Consider the following 13,804-nt stretch of genomic DNA (forward strand, 5'->3'; position numbering starts at 1 on the left):
CGCCGTACTCCCGAAAGGCATGACGTGACCTCCCCGAGCATTCCGAGCACACTGATCACCGGCATCGGCACGCTGGTCACCAACGACCCCTCGCACGGGACCGGGCCGCTCGGCCTGCTCACCGACGCGGCGGTGGTGATCGACGGCGACACCGTCGCCTGGGTCGGCCCGGCCGCCGGGGCGCCGGCCGCCGACGAACGCTTCGACGCGGCGGGCCGCGCCCTGCTGCCCGGCTTCGTCGACTCGCACGCCCACCTGGTGTTCGCGGGCGACCGCACCGCCGAGTTCAACGCCCGGATGTCCGGGCAGTCCTACTCGGCGGGCGGCATCCGCACCACCGTGGCCGCCACCCGGGCCGCCGCCGACGCCGAGCTGGACGCCAACCTGGCCCGGCTGGTGCGCGAGGCGCTGCGCCAGGGCACCACGCTGGTCGAGTGCAAGTCCGGCTACGGGCTCACCGTCGAGGACGAGGCCCGGGCGCTGCGGATCGCCTCCTCGTACACCCCGGAGACCACCTACCTGGGCGCGCACGTGGTGGCCCCCGAGTTCGCGGACGACCCGGCCGGCTACGTCGAGCTGGTCACCGGCCCGATGCTGGACGCCTGCGCGCCGTACGCCCGCTGGGTGGACGTGTTCTGCGAGAAGGGCGCCTTCGACGGCGACCAGGCGCGGGCGGTCCTCACCGCCGGGGCCGAGCGCGGGCTGACGCCCCGGGTGCACGCCAACCAGCTGACCCACGGCCCGGGCGTGCAGCTGGCGGTGGAGCTGGGAGCGGCGTCGGCCGACCACTGCACCCATCTGACCGACGAGGACGTGGCCGCGCTGGCCGGCTCCTCGACGGTGGCGACGCTGCTGCCGGGCGCCGAGTTCTCCACCCGGGCGGTCTATCCGGACGCGCGCCGGCTGCTGGACGCCGGGGCGGTGGTGGCGCTGTCCACCGACTGCAACCCGGGTTCCAGCTTCACGAGTTCGATGGCGTTCTGCATCGCGGTGGCGGTGCGCGAGATGGGCATGACGCCCGACGAGGCGCTCTGGGCGGCCACGGCGGGCGGCGCGCGGGCGCTGCGGCGCACGGACGTCGGCACCGTGACGGTGGGCGCCCGGGCGGACCTGCAGCTGCTGGACGCGCCCTCGCACGTGCACCTGGCGTACCGGCCGGGCGTGCCGCTGACGGCGGCGGTCTGGCGGGCGGGCGTGCGCGAGGTCTGAGCGGGTGCGGCGGCGGGGCCGGGGGCGGCTGCTCCCCGGCCCCGCCGCCGTGCTCAGCCGAGGTCCAGCGACCGCCGCAGGAAGTCGAGCTGGTGGTGGAGCAGGTGCTCCGCCACCGCCTCGTCGCCCGGCGAGTGGCCGGTGGCGGCGAGCGGCAGGAACTCGTGCGGGCGCCCGGCGGCGAGCAGCGCGGCGGACAGCCGCAGGCTGTGGGCGGGCAGCACGTTGTCGTCGGCGAGGCCCTGGATCAGCAGCAGCGGCCGCCGCAGGCCGGGGGCGTCGGGCAGCAGCGAGGCGGCGTCGTACCGCTCGGGGTGCTCGTCCGGGTGGCCGAGGAACCGCTCCTTCCAGTGGGTGTCGTAGAGCCGGTGGTCGGTGGGGGCGGCCCCGGCGACGGCGGCGTGGAAGACGTCGGGGCGGCGCAGCACGGCGAGGGCGGCGAGGAAGCCGCCGTAGGACCAGCCGCGGACGGCGACCCTGGCGAGGTCGAGCAGTCCGGGGCGCAGCGCGGCGGTCGTGCGCAGGGCCTCGATCTGGTCCTCCAGGGCGGGGCCGGCGACGTCCGCGTGGACGCTCTTGTCCCAGCGCGGGCCGCGGCCGGGGGTGCCGCGGCCGTCGACGGCGAGCACGGCGAAGCCCTGTTCGGCGAACCACCGGGAGGTGAGGTCCCACCAGTGCGGGGCGGCGGTGACCTTCTGCAGGGCGGGCCCGCCGTAGGGGTCGAGCAGGACGGGCAGCGGGCCGTCCCCGTCGCGGCGGGCCGTGGGCAGGAAGAGCGCGGCGCGCAGGCCGCGGGGCCCGAGCCGGAGCAGTTCGGGGCGGGCGGTGAGGACGGGCGTCTCGGCGTGGGAGACGAGGCTGCGGGCGGCGGACAGGCCGTCGCGGTGCACGGTGGTGCGGCCGGTGGGCGCGCCGGGCGTGCGTGCGGTGTGGACGAGCGTGCCGCCGCGCCGCGCGCCGGTGTGCACGCCGGGTTCCTCGCTCAGCCGCACGGCGCCCGTGGCCGGGTCCCACGACCACAGATGGGTCTCGGTCGGCTCGTCGGAGGCGGTGAAGAGCACCCGCTCGCCGTCGGTCCCGAGCACGGAGCGCAACTGGAGGCCGGCCGGGGTGACGGGTTCGCCGTCGACGGTGAGGTGGCGGGTGTCGCCCTCGTCGGCGGTGTCGACGAGGGCGCCGGCGGCGGTGCGGGCGGGCAGGCCGGGGACCAGTTCGACCCAGTGCTCGTCGCGGCGCTCGGCGAGGACGCGGGTGGCGCCGTCGGCGGGGTCCACGGCGAGGGTGAGCAGGGTGCGCTGGTCGCGGCTCTGGACGGCGGCGTACGGGCCGTGTCCGTCCCAGCCGGCGGCGGTGAGGTACTCGTACCCGGCCCGGTCCCAGCGGACCTCGGTGCGCCGGCCGTCGAGCCCGAGCAGCCAGAGGGTGACCTCGGCATTGGCGGTGCCCGCCAGGGGGTAGCGGATGACGCGGGGCGGCCGGGCGGGGTCGGCCGGATCGGCCAGCCGGAGGCGGCGGACCGGGCGCTCGTCGACGCGGGCGACGAGCAGGGCGGTGCCGTCGGGGGACCACCAGTGGGCGCGGCTGCGGCCCATCTCCTCGGCGGCGACGTGCTCGGCGACGCCGTAGCCGACGTCCTCGGCCTCGGGTTCGGCGAGCGCGCGGTCCCCGCCGCCGTCGGCGCCGACGACGCGCAGGGCGCCGCGGCCGACGTAGGCGATCCACCGGCCGGTGGGGTCCGGGCGCGGGTCGTACACCTCGGTGGCGGTGGGGACGCGGCGGACCTCGCCGGTGGCGGCGTCGGCGAGCCACAGGTCCCCGCCGAGGGCGAAGGCGGCGAGCCGCCCGGCGGTGTCGGTGGCGTACGCGGTGATGCCCCGGGCGTGGACGCGGGCGCGTTCGCGGCGGATCCGTTCGGCCCCGGGCAGGTCCGTGTCGGGGACGTCCGCGCCGAGGGCGGCCGGGTCGGCGAGCAGCCGCTCCTCGCCGCTGCCGGTGTCGAGGGCCCAGAGGCAGGTGACGGGGTCGTCGCCCGCCCGGCTGCGCAGGAAGAGCACGGTGTGCCCGTCGGCGCCGATGGCCGGCCGGGCGGGGGCGCCGAGGGTGAGGCGCCGGGTGCGGGCGAGCTGACGGGGGAGCGAGTCGGTCGGCATGGGGGCACCATAGGCACACCCCACGGCCCCCGGGTCGAGGGGCGGAACGCGACCGGGGCCGCCGCGGATCCCAGGAATCCGCGACGGCCCCGGGGCCGGTCCGGGCAGGTGCCGGCGTACGTCTGTCAGTGCACGCCTGTCAGCGCCCGTCTCAGCGCCCGTCTGTCAGTGCACGTCGCCCATCAGCCGCACGACCTTGCGGCGGTACAGGTAGAGGGCCACGCCGGCGATGATCGCCATGCTGCCCTGGACCGCGAAGTACCAGGTGGAGCCGACCACGTCGTCGCCGAGGACCAGCTGGAAGATGGCCGCGACGCAGTCGCCCGCGGTGACGGCGAGGAACCAGACGCCCATCATCTGGCTGGCGTACTTGGCCGGGGCCAGCTTGGTGGTGACGGACAGGCCGACGGGGGAGAGGGTCAGCTCGCCGACGGTCTGGATCAGGTAGACCATGGCCAGCCAGAGCGGCGTGACCTTGGTGCCGCCGGAGGCGGCGGCCATGGCCAGCATCATGACCATGAACGAGGCGCCGATCATCAGCAGGCCGAAGGAGAACTTCGCCGTGGTGCTGGGGTTCTTGGAGCGGCGGGAGAGCGCCACCCAGATCCAGGCGAAGACCGGGGCCAGGGCCATGATGTACAGCGGGTTGAGCGACTGGAACCAGCTGGACGGGAAGTCGATGCCGAACAGCGTGGACGCGGTGTTGTCCTGGGCGAAGATGTTCAGCGTCGAGCCGGACTGGTCGTAGATCATCCAGAACACGGCGGCGGCGACGAAGAACCAGATGTAGCCGCTCATCCGGGACTGCTCGGTCTCGTCGAGCTCCTTGTCGCGCTTCACCTTGGCGAAGACGAAGACCGGGATGGCCAGGCCGGCGATGGACAGCGGCCAGATCGCCCAGTTGATGGTGAAGTGGCCGGTCAGCGCGACGATCGCGTAGAAGACCACCGCGGCGGCGAGCCAGAGGCCGGCCTTCTTGAAGATGGCGCTCTTCTCGGCGGCCGGGATCGGCGAGGTGACGACGTCGCTCTTGGCGCTCAGGTGGCGGGTGCCGAGCAGGAACTGGGTGAGGCCCAGGGCCATGCCGACACCGGCGAGGGCGAAGCCGAGGTGCCAGTCGACGTTCTGGCCGATGGTGCCGATGACCAGCGGGGCGGCGAAGGCACCGAGGTTGATGCCCATGTAGAAGATCGTGAAGCCGCCGTCCCGGCGCGGGTCGTTGGGCCCGTCGTAGAGGTGGCCGACCATCGTGGAGATGTTCGCCTTGAGCAGGCCGGAGCCGATCGCGATGAACGCGAGGCCGCCGAAGAACGACACGCTGACCGGCAGGGCCAGCAGGAAGTGGCCGATCATGATGATCGAGCCGCCGAGGGCGACGGTCTTCCGGGCGCCGAGGAAGCGGTCGGCGATCCAGCCGCCCGGGAGTGCCAGCAGGTAGACCATCGCGGTGTACACGCTGTACACCGCGGAGGCGGTGGCGAGCTTCATGCCGAGGCCGCCGTCGGTGACGGAGGCGGTCATGTAGAGCACCAGCAGGGCACGCATGCCGTAGTAGCTGAAGCGCTCCCACATCTCGCTCATGAAGAGCGTGGCGAGTCCCCGGGGGTGCCCGAGGAAGGTCTTGCCGCCGGGAGAGGCCGACTGTACGCCGGTCTCCATGGTCGTAGACGCCATGAGTAGTGGTTCCTTGCCTGACAGCGTCCGTCAAAGGGGGTGGCGACGGACGTGGACAGAACCACTCTACGTGGCGACATTTGGCGGTATCAGCTGACAAAAGACGCCAATTAGGTATGGCGATGGTAAAGACAGCCACAGATTCAGTTCGTTGATCCATGGTAGAGCAGGCCAAATTCCTTCAGATGCAAGATCAAAACGAAGGATCTTCACCGAACGCGCGACCCGGGCGTGTCGGTTGAGGTGCGATTGCACTCCGTATAACGATCACGCAGTGTGAACTACCTCACGGCGCCAATGGGCATACCCGGGCCGACTACCATCACCACATGACCTGTGTGCTGCTCGCCGAGGACGACCCGGCGATCTCCGAACCGCTCGCCCGGGCACTGCGCCGCGAGGGATACGAGGTGCTCGTCCGCGAGGACGGGCCGTCCGCACTGGCCGCCGGGCTCGGCGAGGAGGTCGATCTCGTCGTCCTCGACCTGGGCCTGCCCGAGATGGACGGGCTGGAGGTCTGCCGCCGGCTGCGCGCGGACGGCCGCAGCTGCCCCGTCCTGGTCCTCACCGCCCGCGCCGACGAGGTCGACACGGTCGTCGGCCTGGACGCCGGCGCCGACGACTACGTCACCAAGCCCTTCCGCCTCGCCGAACTGCTCGCCCGCGTCCGGGCGCTGCTGCGGCGCGGCAACGTCGACCAGCTCACCACCGGCGCGCACGGCGTCAAGATCGACATCGAGTCGCACCGCGCCTGGCTCGGCGAGGAGGAGCTCACCCTCTCCGCCAAGGAGTTCGAGCTGCTGCGGGTGCTGGTCCGCGACGCCGGCCGGGTGGTCACCCGCGAGGAGATCATGCGGCAGGTCTGGGACACCACCTGGTGGACCTCCACCAAGACCCTGGACATGCACATCTCCTGGCTGCGCAAGAAGCTCGGCGACGACGCCGCCAACCCCCGCTACATCGCCACCGTCCGCGGGGTCGGCTTCCGGTTCGAGAAGAATTAGGCCCCTCCAGGGGCAGGTACCACCACGGGGAGCGGCAGCGTGAAACGCCGGATGATCAACTCGCTGCTGTGCGTCGTCCTCGTGGTGGTCGTGGTGTTCTGCGTCCCGCTCGCGCTGGTCGAGAAGCGCACCATCGTCAACAGCGCCCAGGACCGGGTGGACGCCGCCGCCGTCCGGGTGCTCGCCCTGGTCGAGAACCGGCTCGCCGCCAAGGAGCCGGTCACCGGCGACAAGTTCGCCAACCAGGTCTCCGAGGGCCAGTACGTCGAGGTCGACATCCCCGGCCGGGGGATCGTCTCCAGCGGCCACCGGCCCGACAGCAGCCACCTGCTCAGGGCCGTCGAGCGCGGCGCCAGCGGCGAGACGGTGACCGTCGAGCAGTCCCGCGAGGCGGTCGACCACGAGATCGCCAACATGCTGCTGCTGCTCGGCGTCGTCGCGCTGCTCGCCGTGCAGGCCGCCGTCGCCCTCGCCGTCTGGCAGGCCAAACGGCTCGCCCGCCCGCTCACCGACCTCGCCGAGACCGCCGAGCGGCTCGGCTCCGGCGACCCGCGCCCGCGCGACCGGCGCTACGGAGTGCCCGAGCTCGACCGGGTCGCCGAGGTGCTCGACACCAGCGCCGAGCGGATCGCCCGGATGCTCACCGCCGAACGCCGGCTCGCCGCCGACGCCTCGCACCAGCTGCGCACCCCGCTCACCGCCCTGTCCATGCGGCTGGAGGAGATCACCGCGCTCGCCGAGGAACCGGAGACCGTCAAGGAGGAGGCGACCATCGCCCTCCAGCAGGTCGAACGGCTCACCGACGTCGTCCAGCGGCTGCTCACCACCCAGCGCGACCCGCGCAGCCCCACCGCGGTCGCCTTCGACCTCGACGACGTGGTGAAGCAGCAGGTCGAGGAGTGGGGGCCGTCGCTGCGCGGCACGGACCGGGTGCTCCAGGTCGAGGGGCTGCGGGGGGTCGTCGCCGTCGGCACCCCCGGCACGGTCGCCCAGGTGCTGGCCACCCTGATCGAGAACTCGCTGATGCACGGGGCCGGCACGATCACCCTGCGGGTGCGGCCGTCCGGGACGTCGGTGGTCGTCGAGGTGCAGGACGAGGGCCCCGGGGTGCCGGCCGAGCTGGGCAACCGGGTCTTCGAGCGCGCGGTCAGCGGCCGCAACTCGACCGGCATCGGCCTCGCCGTCGCCCGCGACCTCGCCGAGGCGGACGGCGGACGGCTGGAGCTGCTCTCGCTGCGGCCGGCGGTGTTCGCGCTCTTCCTCGGCCGCAGCCAGCGCGAGGGGTGAGCCCGCGGGGCGGCGTCAGAGCTCGGTGTCCCGGACCACGTCCAGGTCGGTGAAGGTGGGCGGGGCGTCGCAGAGCGCGACCAGCTCGCGGTAGACCCGGTCGGTCTCCGGCAGGCTGGAGTTGCGCATCGCGTCCTCGTAGGACGCGAACTCGACGATCTCCACCACGTGCCGCGGGTCGGAGCGGTCGGTGGCGACCATCGCGTGGTCGACGGTGCGCCGGCCCTCGGTCTGCTCCGCCCAGCGGTCCAGCAGGCCGTTGAGCTCTTCGAGGTGGTCGGTCCGGCATTCGATGATCTGGACGAAGGGCATGGCGAGCCTCCTGGGTCCCCCGCGGCCTCGATCGTTCGCCGGCCGTGCTCGCCCTCCGTCACCACTGTCCTCCCGGGACGGCCGCGGCGGCAACTGGGGGAGGACGCGGGCGGCGGGTGCTACTCGGCCTTGGCGAGCCGGATCTGCTCGGCGGCCAGCATCAGCTCGGCCTGCGCGACCACCCCGGTGTCCGGGGCGGCCTGGGCGGCGCGCGCCTCGGCGAGCTGCTCCTCGGTCGGCTCCGGGACGGCCTTGAACACCCAGGTCCGGTACGAGATGAAGCGGAACACCGTGCCGAGCCCCAGCCCGAGGACCTTCGCGGCCAGCTGCTGGAAGTGCGAGGAGAGCCCCAGCACGTACACCGAGAAGCCCAGCACACCGGTCTCGATCAGCATGCCGGCGCCGCTGAACACCAGGAAGAGCGTGATCTCCCGCTTGCGCGAGGCGGCGTCGCGGTCCCGGTACAGCCAGTAGCGGTAGCCGAGGTAGTTGGTGGCGATCGCGACCAGGGTGGCGGCGATGTTGGAGCGCAGCGAGGCCAGGTGGAGTCCGTTGAGGCAGACCCAGAAGACGGCGAAGTTCACCACGACACCGCTGAGGCCGACCAGGCCGAACTTCACCGCCTCGCCCGACAGGCCGCGCAGCTTCTGCGCCAGCGAGGGGTCCGACGCCGTGGTCGTCGCCATACCGGGCTGCCTCCGTGTGCCTGTGTGCCTGCGGACGAAAGGGTGCCGACGGCCTGGACGCCGTCAACCCCTTGAGCCCTGCGTGCACGCACATGATCGGATCGCGCATATCAGGACCTGGCCGACCAGGCTACCCGGTTCCACCGATCGGCTCAGCCCCTCCTGCACGTCCGGCCGGGCCCGTCCCCTGGGACGCGGCTGGGCGGGGAGCGGTTCCACGGCCTCCGACCGGCCCGGATATCCTGGCGGGGTGACTTCCCCGGGCAACGCGAATTTTCCAGTGGTGGGCATGATCGGCGGCGGGCAGCTTGCCCGCATGGCACACCAGGCGGGCATCCCGCTCGGGATCCGGTTCAAGCTCCTCGCCGACACTCCCCAGGACTCGGCGGCGCAGGTCGTCTCCGACGTCGTCCTCGGCGACTACCGAGACCTCGACACCCTGCGGCGCTTCGCCGAGGGCTGTGACGTGATCACCTTCGACCACGAGCACGTGCCGACCGAGCACCTGCGGGCCCTGCAGGCCGACGGCATCGCCGTCCGGCCCGGCCCGGACGCGCTGGTCAACGCCCAGGACAAGGGCGTGATGCGGGCCCGGCTCGACTCCATCGGCGTCCCCTGCCCCCGGCACCGGCTGGTCGCCGATCCGGCGGACGTGACCGCCTTCGCCGCCGAGGGCGCCGGCTACCCCGTCGTGCTGAAGACCGTCCGCGGCGGCTACGACGGCAAGGGCGTCTGGGTGGTCGGCGACGAGACGCAGGCCGCGGCCCCGTTCCTGGCCGGCGTCCCGGTGCTCGCCGAGGAGAAGGTCGACTTCGTCCGCGAGCTGGCCGCCAACGTGGTCCGCTCGCCCAGCGGCCAGGCTGTCGCCTACCCGGTGGTGGAGAGCGTCCAGGAGAACGGCGTCTGCGCCGAGGTGACCGCCCCCGCCCCGGACCTCGACCCGGCGCTGTCCGACGAGGCCCAGCAGCTGGCCCTGCGGATCGCCGGCGAGCTGGAGATCACCGGCCACCTCGCCGTCGAGCTGTTCCAGACCCGGGACGGCCGGATCCTGGTCAACGAGCTGGCCATGCGGCCGCACAACTCGGGCCACTGGAGCCAGGACGGCGCCGTCACCTCGCAGTTCGAGAACCACCTGCGGGCCGTCCTCGACCTGCCGCTCGGCGACCCCCGGCCGCGCGCCAGGTGGACCGTCATGGTCAACGTCCTGGGCGGCGACTACCCGGACATGTACCGCGCCTTCCTGCACTGCATGGCCCGCGACCCCGGTCTGCGGATCCACATGTACGGCAAGGACGTGAAGCCCGGCCGCAAGGTCGGCCACGTCAACGTCTTCGGGGACGACCTCGACGACGTCCGCGAGCGCGCCCGCCACGCGGCCGCCTACCTGCGAGGAACGATCACCGAATGACCTCCCACCCCTCGTCGAGCGCCGACGCGCGCGGCCCGCTGGTCGGCATCGTCATGGGCTCGGACTCCGACTGGCCCGTCATGGAGGCCGCCGCCCAGGCCCTCGACGAGTTCGAGATCCCCTACGAGGTCGACGTCGTCTCCGCGCACCGGATGCCGCGCGAGATGGTCGCCTACGGCGAGAACGCCCACGAGCGCGGGCTGAAGGCGATCATCGCCGGCGCCGGCGGCGCCGCCCACCTGCCGGGCATGCTCGCCTCGGTCACCCCGCTGCCGGTGATCGGCGTCCCGGTGCCGCTGCGCTACCTGGACGGCATGGACAGCCTGCTGTCGATCGTGCAGATGCCGGCCGGCGTGCCGGTGGCCACCGTCTCGGTGGCGGGCGCGCGCAACGCGGGCCTGCTGGCGGTCCGGATGCTGGCCGCCTTCGACCCGGAGCTGACCGGGCGGATGACCGACTTCCAGGCCGAGCTGAACGGCCAGGCCACCGAGAAGGGCAAGAAGCTTCGGGCCAAGGTGGCGGGTTCCTCCTCCTTCGGCTTTGGAAAGTAGTCATATCGGATAGAACAGCTCGTATGACCTCTGAGCTGTTGGACTCCACCCCCGCTCTGCTGGAGCGCGCCAAGGCCGTCCTCCGCGCCACCCCCGTGGTGGACGGCCACAACGACCTCCCCTGGGCGATGCGCGAGCAGGCCGGCTACGACCTCGACGCGCTCGACCTGTCCGCCGACCAGAGCGACCGCCTGCACACCGACCTCGCCCGCCTCGCCGCGGGCGGGGTCGGCGCGCAGTTCTGGTCCGTCTACGTGCCCAGCCGGCTCGCCGGGGACCACGCCGTCAGCGCCACCCTCGAACAGATCGACTTCGTCCACGCCCTGGTCGACCGCTTCCCCGACCGGCTGCGGCTCGCGCTCACCGCCGACGACCTGGAGGCCGCCCGCGCCGAGGGCCGCGTCGCCTCCCTGATCGGCGCCGAGGGCGGTCACTCCATCGACTGCTCGCTCGCCACCCTGCGCGCCCTGTACGCGCTCGGCGTCCGGTACCTGACGCTCACCCACAACGACAACACCCCCTGGGCCGACTCCGCCACCGACGAGCCGGCCGCGAACGGCCTCACCGCCTTCGGCGAGGAGGTCGTCCGGGAGATGAACCGGCTCGGCATGCTGGTCGACCTCTCGCACGTCTCCGCCGACACCATGCGCGACGCCCTGCGGGTCAGCGAGGCGCCCGTGCTCTTCTCGCACTCCTCCTCGCGCGCCGTCTGCCCCCACCCGCGCAACATCCCGGACGACGTCCTCGCCCAGCTCCCCGGCAACGGCGGCGTGGCGATGGCCACCTTCGTGCCCAAGTTCATCCTGCCCGCCGCCATCGAGTGGACCGCCGCCGCGGACGAGAACATGCGCGCCCACGGCTTCGACCCGCTCGACACCACCCCCGCCGGGATGGCCTGCCAGCGCGCCTTCGAGCGGACCAGCCCCCGCCCGGCCGCCACCGTGGCCACCGTCGCCGACCACCTCGACCACATGCGGGAGGTCGCGGGCATCGACCACATCGGCATCGGCGGCGACTACGACGGCACCGCCTTCCTCCCGGACGGCCTCGGCGACGTCGCCGGCTACCCCAACCTGATCGCCGAACTGCTGGGCCGCGGCTGGTCCGGGACCGACCTCGGAAAGCTCACCTGGCACAACGCCGTCCGGGTGCTGCGCGACGCCGAGGCCACCGCCACCCGGCTGCGCGCCGAGGGCCGTACCCCGTCCCTCGCCACCCTCGGCCTGCACGGCCTGGACGGCTGACCGGCGGGAATGACCGGGCCCCCGGCCGCGCTGGGGCCGAAGGGACGGCGCCGGCGGCCGCGGGTGCCCGGACACGAGGAGGCAGTGCATGGAAGGCGACCAGGACACGGTCCGCAGGATCCTGACCGGGCTGGGCGACACCTGGGCCGTCGTGGGCCTGTCGTCCAACCAGCGGCGCGCGGCCTACGGCGTGGCCGAGGTGCTGCAGCGCTTCGGCAAGCGGGTCGTGCCCGTGCACCCCAAGGCGGAGACGGTCCACGGCGAGCAGGGGTACGCCTCCCTGGCGGACATCCCCTTCGAGGTCGACGTGGTCGACGTCTTCGTCCGCTCCGACCTGGCCGGCGAGGTCGCCGACGAGGCGGCCGCGATCGGCGCCAAGGCGGTCTGGTTCCAGCTCGGCGTGATCGACGAGGCCGCCTACGAGCGGACCCGGGCCGCCGGCCTGGACATGGTCATGGACCGCTGCCCCGCCATCGAGATCCCCCGTCTCGGCCCGGTCCGGGGCTGAGGCCGGCGGTGCGGCACCCCGGCCGGGTCCTGCCCGGCCGGGTCCTCCCCGGACGCGGGACGGCTCAGCTGGGGCGGCCGAGGGCGCGGTAGGTCCAGCCGGCGGCGCGCCAGGCGTCGGCGTTGAGGACGTTGCGGCCGTCGAGGAGGCGGCGCTCGGCGACCACGGCGCCCAGGACGGCCGGGTCGAGCTCGCGGAACTCCTGCCACTCGGTGAGGTGCAGGACGACATGGGCGCCCTCGACGGCCTCCAGGGCGGAGGACGCGTAGGCGAGGCTCGGGAACATCTTGCGCGCGTTGTCCATCGCCTTGGGGTCGTAGACGGTGACCTGCGCGCCCTGGAGCTGGATCTGGGCGGCGACGTTGAGCGCGGGGGAGTCCCGGATGTCGTCCGAGTCGGGCTTGAACGCGGCGCCGAGGACGGCGACCCGCCGGCCCAGGAAGCCGCCGTCGCACTGCTCGCGGGCCAGCTCGACCATCCGGGAGCGGCGGCGCATGTTGATCGAGTCGACCTCGCGCAGGAAGGTCAGCGCCTGGTCGGCGCCCAGCTCGCCGGCCCGGGCCATGAACGCCCGGATGTCCTTGGGCAGGCAGCCGCCGCCGAAGCCCAGGCCGGAGTTGAGGAACTTGCCGCCGATCCGCTCGTCCAGCGCGAGCGCCGCGCTGAGCTGGGTGACGTCGGCGCCGGCCGCCTCGCAGACCTCCGCCATCGCGTTGATGAAGGAGATCTTGGTGGCCAGGAAGGAGTTGGCGGCGGTCTTCACCAGCTCGGCGGTCGCGTAGTCGGTGACCAGGAACGGCACCCCGGCGGCGATCGGCTCGGCGTACACCTCGCGCAGTAGCTGCTCGGCGCGCTCGCTGCGGGCACCGACCACGATCCGGTCCGGGCGCAGGGTGTCCTGGACGGCGAAGCCCTCGCGCAGGAACTCCGGGTTCCAGGCGAGCTCCGCCCCCTCGCCGACCGGGGCCAGCGCCGCCAGCCGCTCCGCCAGCCGGCCCGCCGAGCCGACCGGCACGGTGGACTTGCCGACCACGAGGACCGGGCGGGTCAGGTGCGGGGCCAGCGCGTCGATCGCGGCGTCCACGTACGACATGTCCGCGGCGAACTCGCCCTTGCGCTGAGGGGTGTTGACGCAGACGAAGTGCACGTCGCCGAACTCGGCGGCCTCCTGGGCGGAGGTGGTGAAGCGCAGCCGCCCGGTCGAACCCTCGTGCCCCGCCACGTGCTTGAGCAGCAGCTCGGACAGGCCCGGCTCGTACATCGGGACCTGGCCGGCGGTCAGGGTGGCGATCTTCTCCGGGTCGATGTCCAGCCCCAGCACCTCGAAGCCGAACTCCGCCATGGCGGCGGCGTGGGTGGCGCCGAGATAGCCGGTGCCGATCACGGAGATGCGGAGGGTCACGGTTTCCCCTTCGGGCGGGCGACGAGCAGCACGGCTCCGGTCGGCAGCCGCGCCCACCGATGCTATCCGGCCGCCGGAGGAGTGCCGGACCCTCCTGCACGGGCACCCGGTGGAACGGCGGACACGCCCGCCGCGGAGCTCGGCCGACCTAGGCAGCCGCAGGTCGGAGCCCTAGGATCTACTTAACGGTAATTAACCGGTTCCGCAGTGGAACAGGTCTCCGAACACGACTCTCCGAAGAGGCGGGCATCATGGCGGGCAGCGCAGGGGCGGCGGACTTCGATCTCTTCCGGGTCTCCGAGGAGCACGGGATGCTCCGGGAGGCGGTGCGGTCGCTGGCGGAGGCGAAGATCGCTCCGTTCGCGGCGG

Annotated in this window: 11 protein-coding genes and 2 pseudogenes; 8 read left to right on the top strand and 5 right to left on the bottom strand. The window is 73.1% G+C overall.

All coding sequences use genetic code 11. The features are described from left to right. The first annotated feature begins 39 nt into the window (after nt 1–39). Nucleotides 40–1,209, top strand: a complete 1,170-nt coding sequence (gene hutI, locus ACF1AK_RS16500; RefSeq protein WP_391499470.1) for an imidazolonepropionase — start codon at nt 40–42, stop codon at nt 1,207–1,209. Between the two features lie 53 nt (nt 1,210–1,262). Here the strand turns inward: hutI and ACF1AK_RS16505 are convergent, their stop codons facing one another. Together ACF1AK_RS16505 and ACF1AK_RS16510 are read right to left on the bottom strand one after the other, a co-directional pair. Continuing rightward, nucleotides 1,263–3,359, bottom strand: coding sequence for a prolyl oligopeptidase family serine peptidase (locus ACF1AK_RS16505; RefSeq protein ID WP_391499442.1), 2,097 nt, complete (start codon nt 3,357–3,359; stop codon nt 1,263–1,265). Between the two features lie 165 nt (nt 3,360–3,524). Beyond that, nucleotides 3,525–5,033, bottom strand: coding sequence for a peptide MFS transporter (locus ACF1AK_RS16510; protein ID WP_391499443.1), 1,509 nt, complete (start codon nt 5,031–5,033; stop codon nt 3,525–3,527). Nucleotides 5,034–5,362: 329 nt separating this feature from the next. Here ACF1AK_RS16510 and ACF1AK_RS16515 point away from each other — a divergent pair, with 329 nt between their 5' ends. Together ACF1AK_RS16515 and ACF1AK_RS16520 are read left to right on the top strand one after the other, a co-directional pair. Continuing rightward, nucleotides 5,363–6,037 (top strand): response regulator transcription factor, encoded by a 675-nt coding sequence (locus tag ACF1AK_RS16515; protein ID WP_030300686.1) that lies wholly within the window; start codon nt 5,363–5,365, stop codon nt 6,035–6,037. Between the two features lie 39 nt (nt 6,038–6,076). Further along, on the top strand, nt 6,077–7,324 hold the full coding sequence (locus ACF1AK_RS16520; RefSeq protein ID WP_391499444.1) for an ATP-binding protein: 1,248 nt from the start codon (nt 6,077–6,079) through the stop codon (nt 7,322–7,324). Between the two features lie 18 nt (nt 7,325–7,342). Here ACF1AK_RS16520 and ACF1AK_RS16525 read toward each other — a convergent pair. Together ACF1AK_RS16525 and ACF1AK_RS16530 are read right to left on the bottom strand one after the other, a co-directional pair. After that, a pseudogene (locus tag ACF1AK_RS16525) lies at nt 7,343–7,636 on the bottom strand (ester cyclase); the annotation flags it as partial. 119 nt (nt 7,637–7,755) lie between these two features. Next, complete coding sequence (locus ACF1AK_RS16530) at nt 7,756–8,322, bottom strand: GtrA family protein (protein ID WP_391499445.1); 567 nt, start codon at nt 8,320–8,322, stop codon at nt 7,756–7,758. A 316-nt stretch (nt 8,323–8,638) separates the two neighbouring features. Between ACF1AK_RS16530 and ACF1AK_RS16535 the strand changes: the two genes are divergently transcribed. From ACF1AK_RS16535 to ACF1AK_RS16550, 4 genes are all read left to right on the top strand, one after another. After that, complete coding sequence (locus tag ACF1AK_RS16535) at nt 8,639–9,730, top strand: 5-(carboxyamino)imidazole ribonucleotide synthase (protein WP_391499446.1); 1,092 nt, start codon at nt 8,639–8,641, stop codon at nt 9,728–9,730. Continuing rightward, entirely contained in the window at nt 9,727–10,281 is a 555-nt protein-coding gene (gene purE / locus ACF1AK_RS16540) for a 5-(carboxyamino)imidazole ribonucleotide mutase (protein WP_391499447.1), read from the top strand. The genes ACF1AK_RS16535 and purE overlap by 4 nt, the downstream gene beginning before the upstream one ends. A 23-nt stretch (nt 10,282–10,304) precedes the next feature. Next, a complete protein-coding gene (locus tag ACF1AK_RS16545) occupies nt 10,305–11,525 on the top strand; it encodes a dipeptidase (RefSeq protein ID WP_391499448.1) in 1,221 nt (406 codons plus the stop codon). 88 nt (nt 11,526–11,613) lie between these two features. After that, a complete protein-coding gene (locus ACF1AK_RS16550) occupies nt 11,614–12,033 on the top strand; it encodes a CoA-binding protein (RefSeq protein ID WP_391499449.1) in 420 nt (139 codons plus the stop codon). Nucleotides 12,034–12,097: 64 nt separating this feature from the next. On the opposite strand, the gene ACF1AK_RS16555 is transcribed toward ACF1AK_RS16550, so the two are convergent. Beyond that, on the bottom strand, nt 12,098–13,435 hold the full coding sequence (locus ACF1AK_RS16555; RefSeq protein ID WP_391499450.1) for a UDP-glucose dehydrogenase family protein: 1,338 nt from the start codon (nt 13,433–13,435) through the stop codon (nt 12,098–12,100). 251 nt (nt 13,436–13,686) lie between these two features. On the opposite strand from ACF1AK_RS16555, the pseudogene ACF1AK_RS16560 reads away from it, so the two are divergent. Beyond that, nucleotides 13,687–13,804: pseudogene (locus ACF1AK_RS16560) on the top strand (acyl-CoA dehydrogenase); the annotation flags it as partial.

Source organism: Kitasatospora sp. NPDC015120 (genome assembly GCF_043080305.1).
Lineage (GTDB): Bacteria > Actinomycetota > Actinomycetes > Streptomycetales > Streptomycetaceae > Kitasatospora.

Bases quoted from the DNA above. Each gene is read 5' to 3' on its own strand.
- ACF1AK_RS16505 (WP_391499442.1), bottom strand. From the start codon at position 3,359: ATGCCGACCGACTCGCTCCCCCGTCAGCTCGCCCGCACCCGGCGCCTC.
- ACF1AK_RS16510 (WP_391499443.1), bottom strand. From the start codon at position 5,033: ATGGCGTCTACGACCATGGAGACCGGCGTACAGTCGGCCTCTCCCGGC.
- ACF1AK_RS16515 (WP_030300686.1), top strand. From the start codon at position 5,363: ATGACCTGTGTGCTGCTCGCCGAGGACGACCCGGCGATCTCCGAACCG.
- ACF1AK_RS16530 (WP_391499445.1), bottom strand. From the start codon at position 8,322: ATGGCGACGACCACGGCGTCGGACCCCTCGCTGGCGCAGAAGCTGCGC.
- ACF1AK_RS16535 (WP_391499446.1), top strand. From the start codon at position 8,639: ATGGCACACCAGGCGGGCATCCCGCTCGGGATCCGGTTCAAGCTCCTC.
- purE (WP_391499447.1), top strand. From the start codon at position 9,727: ATGACCTCCCACCCCTCGTCGAGCGCCGACGCGCGCGGCCCGCTGGTC.
- ACF1AK_RS16545 (WP_391499448.1), top strand. From the start codon at position 10,305: ATGACCTCTGAGCTGTTGGACTCCACCCCCGCTCTGCTGGAGCGCGCC.
- ACF1AK_RS16550 (WP_391499449.1), top strand. From the start codon at position 11,614: ATGGAAGGCGACCAGGACACGGTCCGCAGGATCCTGACCGGGCTGGGC.